General features: G+C 54.7%; 11 protein-coding genes and 1 CRISPR repeat array. Of the genes, 9 read left to right on the plus strand and 2 right to left on the minus strand.

What is annotated here, in order from left to right:
• The first annotated feature begins 31 nt into the window (after window positions 1-31).
• From NP590_RS19160 to NP590_RS19185, 6 genes are all read left to right on the plus strand, one after another.
• Window positions 32-5170, plus strand: coding sequence for a RecQ family ATP-dependent DNA helicase (locus NP590_RS19160; RefSeq protein WP_256604318.1), 5139 nt, complete (start codon window positions 32-34; stop codon window positions 5168-5170).
• Between the two features lie 274 nt (window positions 5171-5444).
• A complete protein-coding gene (locus tag NP590_RS19165; RefSeq protein ID WP_256604319.1) occupies window positions 5445-6413 on the plus strand; it encodes a helix-turn-helix transcriptional regulator in 969 nt (322 codons plus the stop codon).
• 119 nt (window positions 6414-6532) lie between these two features.
• Window positions 6533-7906, plus strand: coding sequence for a type I-G CRISPR-associated RAMP protein Csb1/Cas7g (gene cas7g / locus NP590_RS19170; protein WP_256604320.1), 1374 nt, complete (start codon window positions 6533-6535; stop codon window positions 7904-7906).
• Complete coding sequence (gene csb2, locus NP590_RS19175; protein WP_256604321.1) at window positions 7906-9582, plus strand: type I-G CRISPR-associated protein Csb2; 1677 nt, start codon at window positions 7906-7908, stop codon at window positions 9580-9582. Before cas7g ends, csb2 begins: the two co-directional genes overlap by 1 nt.
• On the plus strand, window positions 9536-12562 hold the full coding sequence (gene cas3g, locus NP590_RS19180; protein WP_256604323.1) for a type I-G CRISPR-associated helicase/endonuclease Cas3g: 3027 nt from the start codon (window positions 9536-9538) through the stop codon (window positions 12560-12562). Before csb2 ends, cas3g begins: the two co-directional genes overlap by 47 nt.
• Complete coding sequence (locus tag NP590_RS19185; RefSeq protein ID WP_256604325.1) at window positions 12559-13479, plus strand: type I-G CRISPR-associated protein, Cas3-extension family; 921 nt, start codon at window positions 12559-12561, stop codon at window positions 13477-13479. Before cas3g ends, NP590_RS19185 begins: the two co-directional genes overlap by 4 nt.
• 18 nt (window positions 13480-13497) lie before the next feature.
• Here the strand turns inward: NP590_RS19185 and NP590_RS19190 are convergent, their stop codons facing one another.
• Both NP590_RS19190 and NP590_RS19195 read right to left on the minus strand, forming a co-directional pair.
• Window positions 13498-13839, minus strand: coding sequence for a type II toxin-antitoxin system PemK/MazF family toxin (locus NP590_RS19190; RefSeq protein ID WP_256604327.1), 342 nt, complete (start codon window positions 13837-13839; stop codon window positions 13498-13500).
• Window positions 13839-14147, minus strand: coding sequence for a ribbon-helix-helix protein, CopG family (locus tag NP590_RS19195; protein ID WP_256604329.1), 309 nt, complete (start codon window positions 14145-14147; stop codon window positions 13839-13841). The genes NP590_RS19190 and NP590_RS19195 overlap by 1 nt, the downstream gene beginning before the upstream one ends.
• A gap of 73 nt (window positions 14148-14220) precedes the next feature.
• Here NP590_RS19195 and NP590_RS19200 point away from each other — a divergent pair, with 73 nt between their 5' ends.
• The 3 genes from NP590_RS19200 to cas2 are packed head-to-tail and all read left to right on the plus strand — an operon-like array spanning window position 14221 to window position 16458.
• A complete protein-coding gene (locus tag NP590_RS19200; protein WP_256604330.1) occupies window positions 14221-14424 on the plus strand; it encodes a hypothetical protein in 204 nt (67 codons plus the stop codon).
• A 13-nt stretch (window positions 14425-14437) separates the two neighbouring features.
• Complete coding sequence (gene cas4g/cas1g, locus NP590_RS19205; RefSeq protein WP_256604331.1) at window positions 14438-16159, plus strand: CRISPR-associated endonuclease Cas4g/Cas1g; 1722 nt, start codon at window positions 14438-14440, stop codon at window positions 16157-16159.
• A gap of 29 nt (window positions 16160-16188) precedes the next feature.
• Window positions 16189-16458, plus strand: coding sequence for a CRISPR-associated endonuclease Cas2 (gene cas2, locus NP590_RS19210; protein WP_256604332.1), 270 nt, complete (start codon window positions 16189-16191; stop codon window positions 16456-16458).
• 806 nt (window positions 16459-17264) lie between these two features.
• A CRISPR array of direct repeats spans window positions 17265-18963; the repeat unit is 36 nt; unit sequence GCATTCCCCGGCCAAACGCCGGGGCCTCATTGAAGC.
• The last annotated feature ends 18 nt before the right edge of the window (window positions 18964-18981 follow it).

An 18981-nucleotide genomic window follows, 5' to 3' on the forward strand; every position in this document is an offset into this window, starting at 1 on the left:
GGCCACATGGCCGAAGCGGCTGCCCCCTCAATTGCACTCATCCACCATGGACTGGCAAGGCTTTTTAAACCGCTGTTGCAGCCTGGATCTGGAAACCAACGAAAACGGCGACATTTTCGCCCTGGCCGCCCGGTTCAACAATAAAAGCTTTAGTCGCACAGCCCCTTTTACCATTCAGCGGGTCCTGCGCGAACTGGATGACTTTGCCGCCGGCGCCGATTTTCTGCTCGGCCACAATCTGCTGCGCCACGACCTGCCGGTCTGTCTGGCCATTCTGCCCGATCTGGCCTGTTTGCAAAAACCCGTCGTCGATACCCTGTTTCTGTCGCCGCTGGCCTTCCCGGAAAATCCCTATCACCGCTTGGTGAAAAATTACAAATTGGTGCGCGACGGCCTGAACGACCCGCTGCTGGACGCCAAGCTGGCCGAATCGCTATTCCAGGATCAATGGCAGGCCCTGCTGGAACAACAGCAAAACCAGGATATTCTGTCGTTTTACCACTATGCGTTTTCCGGCGATCCGCGCCATGCCGGACTGCAACTATGCCTGAGCGCATTGGGTGCCGCTCAAATCAACGCCTCGCGGGCCTTCGATTTATTCAAGCGACTCATCTACGGCCAAGTCTGCGAAACCGCCTTCAACCAAGTCACCCTGTCCCACCTGCCCGATCCCAACAAGCGCCCCGCCCTGGCCTATTGTCTGGCGTGGCTGCGGGTGGCCGGCGGCAATTCGGTGCTGCCGCCCTGGGTGCGGGAAACGTTTCCCGACGTAGCCCCGGCCCTGCGGCAGCTGCGCGACATTCCCTGCGGCAAACCCGCTTGCGCTTACTGCGCCCAAACCCACGACCCGGTCGGGCAATTGAAGCGCTATTTCGGCTTCCCGGCTTTCAGAAACGAACCGCCGGCCGCCGACGGCGGCAGTCTGCAACAACAGATCGTGCAAGCGGCGATGGCGGACACCCCCTTGTTTGCGGTCTTGCCGACCGGCGGCGGCAAATCGTTGTGCTTTCAATTGCCGGCCCTGGTGCGCTATCAACGCCGGGGTGTGTTGACCATCGTCATTTCGCCGTTGCAAGCCTTAATGAAGGATCAGGTCGACAACTTGCGCAATAAAACCGGCGCCCCCAGCGCCGCCGCGCTTTACGGTATGTTGACAGCGCCGGAACGCGGCGAGGTATTGAAGGCCATTCAAATGGGCGACATCGCCCTTTTGTATGTTTCGCCGGAACAACTGCGCAATGCCGGCTTCCGCAAAGCCATCGCCCAGCGCGAAATCGGCTGCTGGGTGTTCGACGAGGCCCATTGCCTGTCCAAGTGGGGCCACGATTTTCGCCCGGATTACCTGTACGCCGCCCGCTTCATCCAGGAATTCGCCGCCCAACAACACGCCGTGCTGCCGCCGGTGCAATGTTTTACCGCCACCGCCAAACAGGATGTGCGCGACGAAATCCTCGACTATTTTCGCGCCCATCTGGCCCAGACCTTGGCGGAATTTCCGGGCGGGGTCGAGCGCGACAATCTGCACTTCGAGGTGCAGACCGTCGGCGGCAACGAAAAATATGCCCGCATTCAGCAATTGCTGAGCGAACGGCTGGCGGACGGCGCCGGCAGCGCCATCGTTTATTGCGCCACCCAAAAAAATACCGAAGCCGTCGCCGAATTCCTGATCCAGCAACACTGGCCGGCCGCCGCCTTTCACGCCGGTAAGGACGCGGCGCAAAAGCGCCACATACAGGAAGCCTTCATAGACGGCGGAATCCGCGTGATTGCCGCCACCAATGCCTTCGGCATGGGCATAGACAAGGACAACGTGCGCTTGGTGATTCATGCCGATATCCCCGGCTCGCTGGAAAACTACTTGCAGGAAGCCGGCCGGGCCGGCCGCGACCAAGAAGCCGCCGAATGCGTTTTATTGTTCGACGAACACGACATCGAAACCCAGTTCAAACTGTCCGCGCTGTCGCAAGTCGATCAGCGCGACATCGCCCAGATTCTGCGCTGCCTGAGGCGCGGCAAGAAAGACCGGGACGGTAACGTGGTCATCACCAGCGGCGAGATTCTGCAGGACGACAATGTCGATACATCCTTCGACAGCGATGACCGCAACGCCGCCACCAAAATCATCACCGCCGTATCCTGGCTGGAGCGGGCCGGTTTTATCGAACGCAACGAAAACCGCACCCAGGTATTCCAGGGCCGGCCGTTGGTGAAAGACCTGGACGAAGCCAAGGCCAAAATCCAAAAGCTGGGGCTGTCGCTACGCCAGCAACAACGCTGGCTGGCGATTCTGCAAGAATTGTTCAATGCCGACAGCGACCAAGGTTTCAGCGCCGACGACTTGGCGCTGCTGGGCGAATTCGCCAATACCGAACAGGATAAACCCGGCGAAACCGCCAGCCAGCGGGTAATCCGCACGCTGCACGACATGAGCGAACACGGACTGATCCAGCAAAATCTGCTACTGACCGCCTTCGTGCGCTACAAGATTGCAGATTCGTCATTAAACAGGCTGGAAAAAATCTGCCCGCTGGAAAGGGCCATGATAGAAACGATGCGCGAACAAGCTCCAGATGCCGCCGGCGACACCTGGCAAACGCTGTCCTTGCGCCATGTTAATCAGCATTTACTCGATAACGGTTTCCCGCATAGCAACCCGGAAGTGCTGCGGCTGTTGTTGAACGGTCTGGCCCGCGACGGCCTGGATCAATACGCCGTCAAACTGAATCGCGGCTGGCCGGCCCTGCTGGCCACCGCCGAACTGCGCCAGGCGGTGGCCAAAATCGCGCTGGACGCCATTCTCGCCAACATCCCACCCCACACCAAACCCGGCGCCGACCTGCTGGTGGAGTTTTCCGCCGAACAATTGCTGGCCGCGCTACGGCGTGATTTGGTCACCGCCGCCGAGGTGAAGGACTCTTTGGCGGCGGTCGAGCGGGCGCTGAACTTCCTGCACGAACAAAAAATCCTCACCCTGCAGCAAGGTTTGGCGGTATTCCGCCAGGCCATGACCATCAAGGTGCTGCCGGAAGCCAAGGGCCGCTCCTACGGCAAGGGCGATTACCAACCGCTGTCGCAGCATTACGGCGAACGGGTGTTTCAGATTCACGTGATGAACGAATACGCCCGCCGCGGGCTGGAAAAAATCGGTCAAGCCCTGGCCTTCGTGCTGGCCTACTTTACGCTGGACAAAACCGAATTCGTCAAACGCTATTTCGCCGACCGCCGCGAAGTGCTGGAACGCGCCACCAGCCAGCAATCGTTTCAACGCATCGTCGGCGATTTGCAAAACCCGGAACAAATTGCCCTGGTGGCCGCCGCCGAAGACAAAAATCTGTTGATTTTGGCCGGCCCTGGCTCCGGCAAGACCCGGGTAGTGGTGCACCGTTGCGCCTATCTGCTGCGGGTAAAACGGGTTCCGGCCCGCGGCATATTGGTGCTCTGCTACAACCGCAACGCCGCCGGCGAACTGCGCCGCCGTCTGAGCGATCTGGCCGGCGACGACGCCAGGGGCGTCAGCATACAAACCTATCACGGCTTGGCCCTGCGACTGACCGGTCATACCCTGAACAGCGGCACCGAACATGGCGAAACCGACTTTGCCGCCATCATAGAACAGGCCATACAACTGTTGCGCGGCGAGCAAATGCTGTTGGGCCTGGAAGCCGACGAAAGCCGCGAGCGCTTGCTGGCCGGCTACCGCTACATACTGGTCGACGAATACCAGGACATAGACGAACAACAATACCGGCTGATTGCCGCCATCGCCGGCCGCCATGCCGACGACGACGCCAAGCTGACCATTCTGGCGGTGGGCGACGACGACCAGAATATCTACCAGTTTCGCGGCACCAACATCGCCTTTATCAAACAATTTCAAAGCGACTATCAGGCCCAACAGCATTATCTGCTGGAAAACTATCGCAGCAGCGGCCACATCATCGCCGCCGCCAACGCCCTGATCGGCCACAACCGCGACCGCATGAAGCAACAACAGCCCATTCGCATCAACAGCCAGCGGAAAAAGCTGGATCCGGGCGGCCGCTGGCAACATCTGGATACCCTGGCGCGCGGCCGGGTTCAGCTGATTCAGGTAGCCGACTGCGCCACCCAGGCGGCACTGCTGACCCACGAGCTGCAACGCCTGCGGCAACTGGACCCCAGCCTGGAATGGACGCAATGCGCCATCCTGGCCCGCGAATGGCGCCTGCTGGACCCCGTGCGCGCCGCCCTGGAACGGCACGATATACCGCTCAGCATCATGCTCTCCAACGAAGCCAACCCCAGCCCGTTCCGCATCCGCGAAAATGCCGAACTTTTGCAAGCCTTGCGTCTGGCCGGCAACGGCTTGAATGCCGCCGGCGACTGGCTGGACTGGCTGGCCGAAAGATATCCGGCCAACCTTGGCAACGTCTGGATCGAGCAACTACAAAACCTGTTGCGGGACTGGCAAGGGGAAACCGGTAACGCCAAGGTCTGCAATCGGCTGACTCTGGATTACCTGGGCGAAATCCTGGCTGAACAACGCCGCGAACGCCGCCTGGGCAACGGTGTCCTGCTCGGCACTGTGCACGCGGTAAAGGGCATGGAATTCAACCATGTCTTCATCCTGGACGGCGGCTGGGACGCCAGCAAGTCAAAGCCGGCGCAGGCTGTAGAATCGGTGGAAGAACAACGCCGCCTGCTGTACGTGGCCATGACCCGCGCCAGGGAAACCCTCTGTCTAGCGCAACGCCAGGACGCACGCAACCCCTTCCTGCGGGAAATACAAGGCGAACATTTACTGGTCAGAACGGCGCCGGAATTGCCCGCGCCCGCTCACGGTAAGCGGGCGTACCGGATACTCGGCATGAATGAACTAGATTTAGGCTACGCCGGCCGTTGCGCCGCCAATCATCCCATCCACCGCCAACTGGCGGCCCTGACCCCCGGCGCCGAACTGCAATTGATCGAGCGGCACGGCAAACTGAGTCTGCAAAGCGGCGGCATCGACATAGCCCGCCTGTCGCAAGCCGCGCACCCCGTCTGGCTGGACAAAACGGACCGCATCCAACGCATCACCGTCATTGCCCTGCTGAAACGTTACCGCGAAGACGGCAACGCTGAATATCAAGACCGCTGTAAAGTTAAGGAGTGGGAAGTGCCGCTGGTGGAAGTAGTTTGCTCCGAGTAAGCCTACAAAATCGTAATTATTCAGCAATCATGGCGGATGCGCTGCGCTTATCCTCCCTTTGAGCATTCCAAGGCTTCCGCCCGAATTACTTCGGCTGTAGGGGTATAAATCGGGAAGTTATTAGGGCCGGAATCCTAACCGCTGTTCCCGGCTTGCACGCTAAAGCGTTATAGTCTAAAACCCCGACTCATGTTCCGGCAAATTCAGCGCGCCTTGCTTGCACCGAATCGCTTGCCCCTACTCTGATCAGCCCATTTACAGGAATGGAAGCCGCATGCAACACTTCGACAAAATCGTCAAACTCCACAACCTGCTCAAACACCGCCGCACGCCGATTCCCGGCCCGGAGATAGACCGCGAACTGGCTTGCTCCAAAGCCACCCGCCAACGCCTGGTAAACGAACTGCGCGACCGCTTGAACGCCCCGTTGCTTTGCGAACGCGGCACCGGCTATTACTACGACCGCGACGACCCGCGCCACCCGTTCGAACTGCCCGGCATCTGGCTCGGTGCCGCGGAACTGCAAGCCCTGGTTGCCTGCCAGCATCTGCTGGGCAATCTGGCGCCGGGCTTGCTTCGAAACGAAATCGGCCAACTCCGCAGTCACCTGGAGAAGCTGCTGGACCACTCGCCGGGCGTCAAAACCCCGCAACTGGGCCGCATCAAAATCCTCAGCCAGGCCTACCGCAGCCGCAACGACGACTTGTTTCTGACCTTGGTCCAGGCCCTGTTCGCACAACAACGGCTGTTGATCCACTACCACGCCCGCGGCAACGACCAAGCCAGCCAGCGGCCGGTATCGCCGCAAAATCTGATCTTGTACAAGGACAACTGGTACCTGGACGCTTACTGTCACCAACGCAACGAACCTCGCACCTTCGCGCTGGACCGGATCAGATCGGCAACCGCCAGCGCCGAACCGGCGCAACTATTGGACCCGGCCACCCTGCAACAACACTACGGCTCGTCCTACGGCATCTTCGCCGGCACGCCCCAACATACCGCCATCCTGAATTTCTCCGCCAAGGCCGGCCGCTGGGTTTCCGACGAAACCTGGCACAGCCAACAACAATGCGAGTGGCTAACCGACGGCCGCTATCAATTGCGCATCCCCTTCAACCGCCACGAAGAATTGCTGATGGACGTTTTGAAATACGGCGCCGAGGTGGAGGTGGTGGAGCCGGGGTTTTTGCGGGAATTAGTCAGGCAGGAAGCGGAGAAGTTGTTGGCGGTTTATCAATGAGGCCAAAAAAATTTTGTACCTAAAAATTCTCGGTATCGGCTTTTGAGACCGAGCCATGTTAGAAAACGTTTAGCTTCCCCAATCAAATAACTTTTGGTCCAACCAACCTGGAGATTGCAATGACACAAACCTTAACCCTGGACATCATAAAACAAGCCGTTTCCAGCCATGCCGCAGCATTTAGATGCATAACAGAATATCAGCCGATGGGTGGCCTCGGAGACAAGGTGTTTCCGCCGACTTATGAAGGTGGGAAATATGCCACTGAAAAGCGCGTGGATGCGGAAACAGGAGAATTAGTTGATTGCGTATTGCTTGACTCTGTCCAGTCACAAGCTAACCGCAGTGAATTGGCTCTACTTGAAGTATGGAGAACTAAAGACTCTGACGGCAAAAGACGTATTCAACTGCCTATTATATCGACTGAGTTTATATTTAATGACCCTCAATATAAATCGTTTAGCGTAACCAGCTTAGAAGCACCTCATCGAGTAGCAGATGCCATTTTTAGAGATAGCAACATTCTTAGTTCACCAAATATAAAGTTTCGAGATTCTGCGCACGGTAAAGCGCTAAATAATGCTGATACCAGAAATGCTAGTGATTTATTTGCAATTTGCCCTACGGCATTAATTTTTGGTATTTGGGATTCAACCGGTCCAAGGGGTGGATTAGGCGCGAAGTTTCAAAGAGCCTTAGTTTCAGAGATGGTCGGATGGGGTGTGGTAGATGGAATAAATGTTGAAAGTCGCATTGATTCAGCCGGCATTGTCAGGGCATCTGGACCTATCTTTCGAACAGAGGATGATAGTTGGACAACCAACCCAGATTTAGCAAAAAGAGTGGGGAATAAATTAGCATTGTATGGTTTAAGCAAAGGAAATCTGGTTGCGTACGATGAAAACAAAGATCAAGATCAAGGCGCCCCATCCAAAATAAATCATGGGAATATTGTTCCTAATTTCTCATATGCGAAAGACAGTAATAACAATATTGTGTTGGACGATGTTGTCCTGGAAAACGGAAAAGTTATTAAAAAGCCGCGCATTAAAGGCGGATTTACCATCAAAAAAGCAATTCAAACCACCGTTCTTTCTCTAGTCGCCTTGCGCCGCTTACGCTTTCCCATTAATGGTGCGGTCGAATCTGATAATAAAGTCGATATTGCCGCTCGCACCGTATTAACTACATTGGGTTTATTGGCTGCCACGCTACAACGAGAACAAGGCGCTGATTTACGGTCACGTTGCCAGCTATTTCCGCAACAGGCGTTTGTCTGGGAATTATTGGATGTCCCGACTGAAGAACCGAAACAGTACGTGCTGACTGGCAATACTGCGGTTGAGTTGTTCAATCAGGCCGTCAAAGAGGCAACAGCCTTGGGTTTACCTTGGGAAGACGAAATCAAATTACAACCTTCTGAAGATTTGTTGGCCCTGGTTAGAAAAAGCCAGGAAGCCAATATGCATCAATCCGCTGAAGGAGGTGAGTAATGTTCAGCCTGGGCATCCGTTACTTAAACGGGTGGGCAATGGCAGCGGCGGACGGTGCGAAAAAGCAAGTCGCCGAATGGCCGCCTCATCCGGGCCGAGTTTATATGGCGTTGGCGGCTGCTTGGTTTGAAACAGGACAGAACCCGGCGGAACAGGAGGCTTTAGGCTGGTTAGAAACATTGGTTCCACCAGATATTCATTGCTCGGATGCAAAACAACGTGAATCAGTAAATGTATATGTGCCGGTAAATGATTCAGCTACCCCGTATGAAAACGAGAAAAAAGGGGTTCTGGCTCCTACCGTAGGTGGTTATCCGTTAGGCAGAAAGCGTAGAGACCGTCGCTTCCCCGTAGCTATTCCATTTAATCCAGATGTACACATCGTGTGGGATGCGGAACCGACCGACCAACAAAAAGTAGCGCTAATTTCGCTAACACGAAAAGTCGTTTCAATTGGTCATTCCGCTTCGCTAGTGCAAATGTGGTTTGACCCACAACCGCCGGAGTCCAACTGGAAAAAGGCCGACTATCTGGCAACGCATAAATTTCGGGTTCCGTGCTCAGGTCGATTGCAATATTTGGCGAAACAAGCCAACCGCGAGTCTGTTATTCGATACAGTGATTTACAGGCGGAACAACAGCGGTTGCAAGATTCGAAAAAGACAGTAGACAAGGCACGTAAAGAGCAAATTAAAGACCTAAAAGGTGCCGATAAAAAAAATGCCGAACTGCCCTTTAGGCAAAAATTATCGGTAATTGATGAGCGGCTTGAACAACTCGGTTCGGAGTTGGCGCGGTCAGAGAAGCCTATTTCGTTAAGGCCCGATGATCCAGGCGTTTGGCAAGGCTATCGCAAAGTGATTGCTAAGGACATAACCCAACAATCGGTAATTTACCAAGCCATTTTCGACCCCAATTTCATTGTGCTGAAACTTTCAGGCAAACGTCTGAACTTGCAAAGTACCTTGAAGTTAACCCAGGCGCTACGTGGAGCATTGATGAAAAATCAGCCGGCGCCGATGCCGGAGTGGTTGAGCGGCCATGCGGAAAACGGCCGAGCCTCGCGCAATCCGCACATAGCTTTGTTTCCGTTGCCTTTTGTCGGTTCGGAACATGCCGATGGCCGCATCATGGGATTGGGAATCGCGTTGCCTCAATCGGTGGACCTCCAACAGGCCGCAGCCATTTTCGAACCTTGGTTGAGAAACGAAGAAGACTGGCAACCACGAAAAATCAAGCTGTTCGACGGTCAATGGCTGGAATGTGGCGCCGAATTGGATACCCGCGAATCGCCGCCGACGAATCTACAAATTAAAACCTGGACGCGACCATCCAAAGTCTGGGCTAGCGTGACACCGGTTGTGTTGGATCGGCATTTCGACGGCAAAGACAAATGGGAACAGGCAGCCGAATCGGTCAAAGACGGCTGCGAACGTTTGGGTTTGCCACGACCGGCCGAGGTGTTATTGCACCCGGTATCGCTATTCGAGGGCGTACCTCACAGCAAGGAGTTCCCTTATATCACCCGCAAAACAGATGGTGGCCGTCTCCACCATGCACACGCGGTGTTGGTTTTCGAGCAAGCGGTATCCGGGCCTATTCTGATTTGCGCCGGTCGTTTTCGCGGGTATGGATTGTGTCGGCCTTGGTTTGACAAAGGAGAATTCAATGGCTGAGTTAACTGTTGACCAATTTGAAGCTTTTTTTAGCGCGCTATGGGGAGAAAACAGAAAGCCGTTTGCTTGGCAGATTGCTTTAGCTAAACGGGTAATCGGGAATGACGATCAGCCTTGGCCGGAAGCGATACAACTGCCGACGGCATCCGGCAAAACGGCTTGTATCGATATTGCCGTGTTTGCTTTGGCGGTTCAAGCAGGTCGTCTTGGAACCCGACAAAAACTCAGTGCGCCGCGCCGTATCTTTTTTGTGGTGGATAGACGGGTAATTGTCGACGAAGCATTCGAGCGCGCTCAAATGATTGCGCAAAAACTCAAAAATCCCGATCAACCTATTCTGAAAACCGTTGCCGAGCAATTGAAATATCTGTCGAATAGCGATACGCCACTCGCAGCGTTTCAATTGCGCGGCGGTATGTACCGCTCGAATGCCTGGGCTAAAAGCCCGGCGCAACCGATGATCGTAGCCAGCACGGTTGATCAATTGGGCTCGCGCCTGCTGTTTCGGGCTTACGGTCCCGGTTCCGGAACGTGGCCTATTCATGCCGGTTTGGTCGGCAACGATGCGCTGATTTTGTTGGACGAAGCCCATTGCGCGCAGCCGTTTTTGGAAACCCTGCTGGCTGTCAAAAAATACCGTCACTGGGGAGAAACGGATTTTCTACCGCCATTTCATGTGTCGGTAATGAGTGCAACGCCACCGCCGGGAATGACCGATTCCTTCAAGGATGAATCGACAGAACCCCAAGATCCCGTTCATCCATTGGGCGCACGACAACTCGCCATTAAAACCGTCGAATTGGTTGCTCCGGTTAGCCACAAAAGCGATGAATACGTTAGCAAAATGGCAAAGGCTTTGGGCGATAGCGCGCAAAAGCTGGCAGAGCAGCCGCCAAAGGGATTACTCGGCAAACCGGCAGTCGTTGTGTTCTGCAACCGTGTTGCTGTTGCCAGAGAAACCCGGAATCTCTTGGCGGAGAAATCCAACTCCAAAGTCATTTTGCTTACCGGTCGTATGCGTCCCCTCGATAAAGACCAAACCGTTCTGGAAGAACTGAAATCCTTATCGGCCGATTATTCTCCATCCAGGACACTCGAACAGAACACGTTTGTGGTTGCCACCCAAACATTGGAAGTTGGTGCAAATCTGGATTTCGACTTATTGGTCAGCGAATGCGCCAGCCTCGACGCATTACGTCAGCGCTTCGGGCGCTTAAACCGCATGGGACGTAAATTCGCTGGTAAAGCTTCAATTCTGATCAGTGCCGAACAGGCTAAAAAAGGCTATCAAGACCCGGTATACGGCACGGCACTGACTGAGACCTGGGCTTGGTTACAAGACCAGGAAAACGAATTGGATATGGGCATTGCGGCCTTAAGCGTTCGCTTACCGCAAGAACCTGGCGAATTGGAAATTTTGTTGCAAAGACTCAATGCACCAACAACTCATGCGCCCATCATGTTGCCGGCGCATGTCGATAGTTGGGCACAAACCTCGCCAATTCCACTGCCAAGCCCCGATGTCAGTATTTTTCTGCATGGGCAGGGGCAGCACTCCGCCGATGTACAGGTTTGCTGGCGCTCGGACATACTTCTGGATCAAGCGAAGCCTGCAACGGAAGTTGATGAAACAGCGGATAGCCCAGCATGGCTCGACGTTCTATCGATTGTTCCGCCATCGTCATCGGAATGCTTGGCCGTCCCGATTTATGTTATGCGCCGTTGGTTGTCCGGACGGGATCAACCCATTGTCGAGCAATCCGATTTGGAAGGTGACATCGTCCAATCCAGCGATGAAAAAGCCAGCGCGAAAAGGCGAGTCATTCGTTGGCGCGGACCGGATAAATCCGAGGTAATTAGCGCTTCGGATACGATCCTACCGGGCGATGTTTTGGTAATTACCGCCAACGAGACAAATTGGCAGCTGCTTGGCGACTTTTACTTGACTCCAAGCAGCATGCCGATTTTGGATTGGGGTGACCGTGCAAATGCGCAAATGCGGGCAAAAGCCATTTTACGCTTGCACCCAGAAACCATCGCTCAGTGGGGTTTACTTGAATCGCAAGCTTTAAAGGATTTAGTCAATACAGTGCATGACGCCCCCGGCCGTTACGACGAAGACGGCGACACACTGCTGATTGACGTAATTGACTGCCTGAAGGAGATTGCCAAAACTGATGGCATATCAGATTGGCTGAAGCAGATCATTCATCATTTAGCTCAGAATCGTTGCCAGTTAATACCGCACCCTCAACAAGGCCTGATTATTCTTTCCAATCGGCCTATGCCCCGAATATTCCAAGCGGATGAGCCGGATTATTTCAGCGATGAAACCGATGCGGCCTCGTCCGGCACGTCACAAAAACAAAATCTCTACACCCATCTGGCAGGCGTCGCAAAGTGGGCAAGAGATTTTGCCGATAAATGCGGCTTACCTAGTGAAATAGCCGATTGCTTGGCGTTAGCCGCCAACGGCCATGATTTAGGCAAAATCGATCCGCGTTTTCAAGCGTGGTTACGGGGCGGAGTGGCATTGACGATAGCCGAACCGCTAGCCAAATCGCCAGCTATGCCGCAAAGCAAACAGGCCAGCGAAGCGGCGCGAAAACGCGCTGATTACCCCAAAGGTGGTCGTCACGAATTACTGTCGGTTCGTTTAATGGAAAGCCAATTGAGCTTGCTGCCGGAAAATGCGTTGTATCGGGATTTGGTGCTGCATTTGGTGGAAAGCCATCATGGCTATTGCCGGCCGTTTGCACCTGTCGTTTTCGAGGATAAGGCGCCCGATGTCGAAATATCCGAATGGCTAGGACAACGACTAACGCATCAAGGTCCAACCAAATTGGAGCGTCTCGATTCGGGAGTGGCCGAGCGCTATTGGAGTTTGACTCGACATTTCGGTTGGTGGGGCTTGGCATGGTTAGAGACGATTTTACGTTTGGCCGATCATCGGCGGAGTGAGGAGGAGGAAAACTTATGAGTGATAGTCATTTGGAATTTGAAGGAATTAGCGCTTCAAATCCACTAGGTTTTTTAGCGGCGCTTGGCACACTTACGGTTTGTTCACGGTATTACTCAGAAGCTCGAATTTCCTGGAAAGCTTTTTCCGGGAGTTATCGCCCAATCCTATACGGGTGCGGAGATGATAAAGACTATTTTTTAATAGTCCTTTATGACGCTTTAAAGCCTTTGCCAACAACTGCCTTTGATATAGATGATAAGCTACCTTTTTCAGCTGATTTGTTTGTACAAACACTGCAAGAGATACAAAATAATTGTTCTGCGGATAATCGGCGGATTGCAGACTTGTTGAGTGCATTTGGTAGCGAAGTAATCAAAGAAAAAGAAATATTCGAAAGTACGCAGTTTCGTATGGTTAGAAGCGGCGATAGTGATGGCAAAGGATTAACTGCGTATGCTAAAAAAATACATAATGAAGTTCAGTTAATAGATTTAGATCGCACGTTATTTAAAACATGGGATTATCGCGATGAATGCTCAAGTTTTCGATGGGACCCTTTGGAAGATCAACGTTATGCATTGCGATGGCATGACCCCAGCTCACAAAGCAGTAAAAAATCTGGCTTACACACAATGCGAGGCGCTAATGCACTTGCCATCGAATCATTGACGCTATTTCCAACGATACCTACAGTAAAAGGGCTTTCAACAACTGGATTTATAGAGTCTGGCAGAAAAACTTATTTTTCTTGGCCTATATGGGAAGCGCAATTAAATATTGAATGCATACGCTCGATAATGGCGCTTTCAGAAATGCACGGAGACAAACCTAATAAACGCTACTTGCAACAAATGGGAATATCTCAAGTGTTTCGCTGTGAGCGAATCGCACCAAATAAATATTACAAGAATTTTTCTCCAAGTTATTCGGTATAAGAAGTGCGAGTAATGCCCTCACCACAACCCCATCACCCCCCGCAAACTCTTCTCCACCGCCGCCAGTTCCTCGGCGGTGATGGTGGCGAGCGGGCCTTCGCCGAAGCGGGAGCGGTCGATGGCTCGGAGTTGTTCGGCCATGACATAACTGTCGGCTTTCAGCCGGCCTTGCGGTGCAATTGGTATCCGCAGCGGCGCCAAGCTTGGCCGAAACTGGCTGGTCAACGGCACCACCACAATCGTGGGCAGGCCGCCGGTAATCATCGCGTTGTCCTGCAACACCAGCACCGGCCTGATCTTGCCGATTTCGGCGCCCTTGTTGGGATTCAGATTGGCGGTCCACACTTCGCCGCGCTTCATCATTCCCACCATTTTTCGTCGGGGTCGATACCGGCGGCGCGCTCTTCGGCAATCAAACGGTCCAGGCCATCGTCCGCCGCGTCGAAATCTGCGGCAATTTGCAGCGCTTCCGCCCTGGCTTGCGGATCGTTGGCCAAGGCGCGTGCCGCTTCCACCATTTCCGCCATAAACCGCTCCCGCTCGCGGCGGGCCAGGTATTCGGTGATCGCCAAGCGGGCGATTTCCGATTGGCTTTTGCCTGCCAGTTGGGCTTCGGCTTTGAGATTGGCTTCCACATCGTCGGGTAAACGCAGGCTGATGGCAGGCATGGCGGACTCCTTAAAAAGGCAAAGTGACAGACAAATTGTATTACAAAATGTATAACAACCCAGGCTTTTTAACATGTGCGATTTAACGACAAGCGATTGGCCCGAAGAAATGCCCATGCCCTTGGATCATACGGACATTCCGAAATTGGTCCTTGAAGCCGTCCTGCAATATTGGCAACCCGGCTTTGCCTTGTATCGTATTCCGACCAAGCAGGGATTGGAATGGTGGCTGTTCGATGGCGACGGCGAACTGCTGGAAGCCTTTTGGATCGATTGACTTGGAATAAGCCATGGCCGACGAACCCACCCCCGTCCAGCTCGAACTACCGCTGCCCTTCCCCGAATTGTCCGGCGATACGCCGTTGCTGCCGGCGCGCATGATCAACGAGTACCAGTATTGCCCGCGTTTGGCCTATCTGGAATGGGTGCAAGGCGAATGGGCGGCGTCGGCGGACACCGTGGAAGGCGACCACGCCCATCGGCGGGTGGATAAGCCGTCCAAAAATTTCCCGGAAGCCGACGAACTGGATGACAGCGAGAAATTTCACGGCCGCTCTATCACACTATCGTCCAATCGCTTGGGTTTGATCGCCAAGCTGGACTTGATCGAAGCCGAGGACGGCGTGGTCACGCCGATCGATTACAAGCGCGGCAAGCGACCGCACGTGGCGCGCGGCGCTTACGACCCTGAACGGGTGCAACTGTGCGTGCAGGGTTTGATTCTGCGCGAACACGGCTACCGTTGCGACGAGGGCTTGCTGTATTTTGCGCAAAGCCGCGAACGGGTGCGGGTGGCGTTTGATGAGGAGTTGCTGCAACTGACGGCCAACGCCATGCAGGGTTTACGCTTGATGGCCGACAGCGGCCACATTCCGCTGCCGTTACAGGATAGCCCCAAATGCCCCGGCTGTTCGTTGGTGGGCATTTGCCTGCCGGACGAGGTCAATTACTTTCGCGACCCGGCCAATCCGCCCCGGCCGCTGGCGGTGATGCGCGACGACGCCTTACCGGTGTATGTGCAGGCGTATAAGGCCAAAGTCGGCAAAAAAGGCGAGGAATTGGAAATAAGCATCGACGATAATCCGGTGCAAACCGCGCGGCTGATGGATACCTCGCAAGTGGTAATCATGGGCAATGTTTACATTACCACCCCTTGTCTGCAGGAATTGATGCGCCGCGACATTCCGGTCAGCTGGCATAGTCACGGCGGCTGGTTTACCGGCCACACCATCGGCACCGGCCATAAAAACGTTGAATTGCGCACCGCGCAATACAAGGCCAGCTTTAACGACAGCCAGTGTTTGCAAATTGCCAAGGGTCTGGTGCGGGCCAAAATCCAGAACAGCCGGGTATTGTTGCGCCGTAACTGGCGCGGCGAGCAGTCCGCAGACGCGCTGACCGACCAGCTCAAAATTTTGGCCGACAAATCGCTGCGCGCCAAGGATTTAAGCCAGTTATTGGGCATCGAAGGCGCTGCGGCCGCAGTGTACTTCGGCGCCTTCGATCAACTGATCAAAAAACCGGACGACAGCCGCCAGCTCAGCTTCGACTTTAACCAGCGCAACCGCCGCCCGCCAGCCGACCCGGTCAATGCCATGCTGTCGTTTGCCTACTCCCAGCTGGTGCGCAGCTGGACCATGAGCTTGAGCGCGGTCGGGCTGGATCCGTATCGCGGCTTTTATCACCAGCCCCGCTACGGCCGGCCGGCGCTGGCGCTGGATTTGATGGAACCTTTCCGGCCCATCATCGCCGATTCCGTGGTGCTTAAAGCCATCAATAACGGCGAAGTGCGGCCGACCGATTTCGTCTGCGCGGCGGGTAGCGTCAATCTCGACGAAGGCGGCCGCAAGCGATTTATCGCCGCCTTCGAACGCCGCATGTGCGAGGAAGTGACCCATCCCTTGTTCGGTTACCGGGTCGAATACCGACGCCTGTTCGAAATTCAGGCCCGTTTGTTGGGGCGTTTTTTGCTGGGCGAACTGGCGGAATACCCCAACTTTACCACCCGCTGAATATGGCCGCGCCGCAACACTTGTACATCGTGACATACGACATCGGCGACCCCAAGCGCTGGCGCAAGGTGTTTCGCCTGATGAAGGGCTATGGCGAATGGTTGCAGTTGTCGGTATTTCAATGCCGCCTAAGCCGCAAACAACACGCGGAAATGCTGTCGCTGCTGGACAGCATGATTCATCACGCCGACGATCATGTACTGGTGATCAATGTCGGCCCGGCGGAAAACATCAAACCGTCGATTGTCAGTCTGGGTAAGGAATTCGCCGTGATGGAACCGCAAACGGTGATCGTGTGATCTTAGGATTCCACCCAAAACAACTTCCGCATGCTGTTTCCGTTCTTTGCGAAGGCTGTCGTAAAATCCCCCTCGTTGCGTACAAAGCCTTCCGGTCGCGACAAAGTGTCGTTCCCACGGAAAACTTTCATTGGCCGAGGCGATGCCCTACCTTGATGAACCTCGGGCGAAATGCGGTCGGCTCCACCAGTAAAATCGGCCGGTGGCTTACTCTGAAAGTCACGCGGCAACCGCCCAAAAACTAACGACATAACGCCGTTGACTTTCATATGCTGGGGTGATTGCCAAGCCTTCATGAGCGTTACTCTGAAAGTCATGGTAGGAGCGATGCATAGTCGCGATTTACACGTCCATCATCGCGACTGTGCGTCGCTCCTACAAAACTGCCTTTCATTTATCGGGGTGATGCGAGTTGTTTTCATGAAGGTTAGGCGAAATGTGGTCGGCTTAACCTGTAAAATCGGCCCGTGGCTTTGCTTGGGTCCGGCTTACAGTCGCCCTGTCTTCCATCACCGCAAGCTGATTTTAGCGGGATTAGCGTCCATGTTTTAACCAGTCAAATACCAGGAAATCCGGCCCGGCGAATGAGCATAAAAACATGGCATCCCCGCCGCAACAACGCGAGCGCTGCGGTGCCGCGCAAAAGCCGGGCAGTTCTCGCAAGCCGGCGGCTCTTTAACAATCAGTAACTTAGCTATTTTTATTGGCGTTTAATCGACTTTTCCGCTAAATTTGACCAGCCGTTTTGCTCGGTTCTCGCAAACGGCCCGCGCAGGCCGCGCCAACCAAGGCCTCCAACCCGCGCTGCATTCCCCGGCCAAACGCCGGGGCCTCATTGAAGCGATAATTCTCAGCCCGCATGCCGGGTTTGATATTCGCATTCCCCGGCCAAACGCCGGGGCCTCATTGAAGCAGAATTTACGGAATTCTGAAAATTTTCCGCCAATTGGCGCATTCCCCGGCCAAACGCCGGGGCCTCATTGAAGCTCAAAACATCAAAAAAGACTAATCGTTACAAAACCGAGCATTCCCCGGCCAAACGCCGGGGCCTCATTGAAGCAGGTACGGCAACTAATTGCAAATGGTATTTTGGCGGGCATTCCCCGGCCAAACGCCGGGGCCTCATTGAAGCCAAATATCACATTTTCCAGCCTAAATATCACATTTTCGCATTCCCCGGCCAAACGCCGGGGCCTCATTGAAGCTCAAAATGAACATTTCCCAAAAGACCTTTACTGATACGCATTCCCCGGCCAAACGCCGGGGCCTCATTGAAGCAAGGGTTCGAACATGATTAGCGGCCCAACAGAATTGCATTCCCCGGCCAAACGCCGGGGCCTCATTGAAGCATCGAAACAACCGTCGATGTTTCTATGACGCCGTCGGCATTCCCCGGCCAAACGCCGGGGCCTCATTGAAGCAGTCATGATTGATATGTTGGTCCTTCGTTGCCCATTGCATTCCCCGGCCAAACGCCGGGGCCTCATTGAAGCATTCTGATGAATTGGGCCTAATTGTTTTTCTTGGCGCATTCCCCGGCCAAACGCCGGGGCCTCATTGAAGCCGCTGAAAGCGACGCGAAATACAAAGCGAAATGGAAGCATTCCCCGGCCAAACGCCGGGGCCTCATTGAAGCCCTTTTCCGGAGTGATTGCATAACCGGCTGCCTGCTCGCATTCCCCGGCCAAACGCCGGGGCCTCATTGAAGCCCTTTTCCGGAGTGATTGCATAACCGGCTGCCTGCTCGCATTCCCCGGCCAAACGCCGGGGCCTCATTGAAGCAGGCTTTCTTGCCTTTCTCGTGCTCGGTGTTGTCTGGGGCATTCCCCGGCCAAACGCCGGGGCCTCATTGAAGCGGAGCGATAGCGGAGAGTAAGCAGCCAGGGCGCGGCATTCCCCGGCCAAACGCCGGGGCCTCATTGAAGCGTATGAAAAACCTTCTTGTGTGTTTAAATCTGCCATGGCATTCCCCGGCCAAACGCCGGGGCCTCATTGAAGCCTTCTTTGCCGGCACAATCCTAGCAGGGAACCCCGGCATTCCCCGGCCAAACGCCGGGGCCTCATTGAAGCTAGCTGCTCTTAGTCTTTGTCCATAGGATAAGTTCGCATTCCCCGGCCAAACGCCGGGGCCTCATTGAAGCAGCTGGTCGTTTTCCCGCTCCATCTCGTTCATTGCCAGCATTCCCCGGCCAAACGCCGGGGCCTCATTGAAGCAGAAATAGCGGCATCAATGCCGCTATCGAGTGTTACTGCATTCCCCGGCCAAACGCCGGGGCCTCATTGAAGCTGATAGGCGAAACGTTGTTGGATAGCGCAACAAACCCGCATTCCCCGGCCAAACGCCGGGGCCTCATTGAAGCATTGAGCAGGCCGGCGGCGAATACATCGGTAAATGGCATTCCCCGGCCAAACGCCGGGGCCTCATTGAAGCCATTGTGATATAGACTGGCGCGTTGTAGCCCGGGACCGGCATTCCCCGGCCAAACGCCGGGGCCTCATTGAAGCCGGATAATATAGATCAGC

It is taken from the genome of Methylomonas subterranea, assembly GCF_024505185.1.
In the GTDB taxonomy this organism is placed as follows: Bacteria; Pseudomonadota; Gammaproteobacteria; order Methylococcales; family Methylomonadaceae; genus Methylomonas; species Methylomonas subterranea.

Bases quoted from the DNA above. Each gene is read 5' to 3' on its own strand.
- NP590_RS19165 (WP_256604319.1), top strand. From the start codon at position 5,445: ATGCAACACTTCGACAAAATCGTCAAACTCCACAACCTGCTCAAACAC.
- cas7g (WP_256604320.1), top strand. From the start codon at position 6,533: ATGACACAAACCTTAACCCTGGACATCATAAAACAAGCCGTTTCCAGC.
- csb2 (WP_256604321.1), top strand. From the start codon at position 7,906: ATGTTCAGCCTGGGCATCCGTTACTTAAACGGGTGGGCAATGGCAGCG.
- cas3g (WP_256604323.1), top strand. From the start codon at position 9,536: ATGGATTGTGTCGGCCTTGGTTTGACAAAGGAGAATTCAATGGCTGAG.
- NP590_RS19185 (WP_256604325.1), top strand. From the start codon at position 12,559: ATGAGTGATAGTCATTTGGAATTTGAAGGAATTAGCGCTTCAAATCCA.
- NP590_RS19190 (WP_256604327.1), bottom strand. From the start codon at position 13,839: ATGAAGCGCGGCGAAGTGTGGACCGCCAATCTGAATCCCAACAAGGGC.
- NP590_RS19195 (WP_256604329.1), bottom strand. From the start codon at position 14,147: ATGCCTGCCATCAGCCTGCGTTTACCCGACGATGTGGAAGCCAATCTC.
- NP590_RS19200 (WP_256604330.1), top strand. From the start codon at position 14,221: ATGTGCGATTTAACGACAAGCGATTGGCCCGAAGAAATGCCCATGCCC.
- cas4g/cas1g (WP_256604331.1), top strand. From the start codon at position 14,438: ATGGCCGACGAACCCACCCCCGTCCAGCTCGAACTACCGCTGCCCTTC.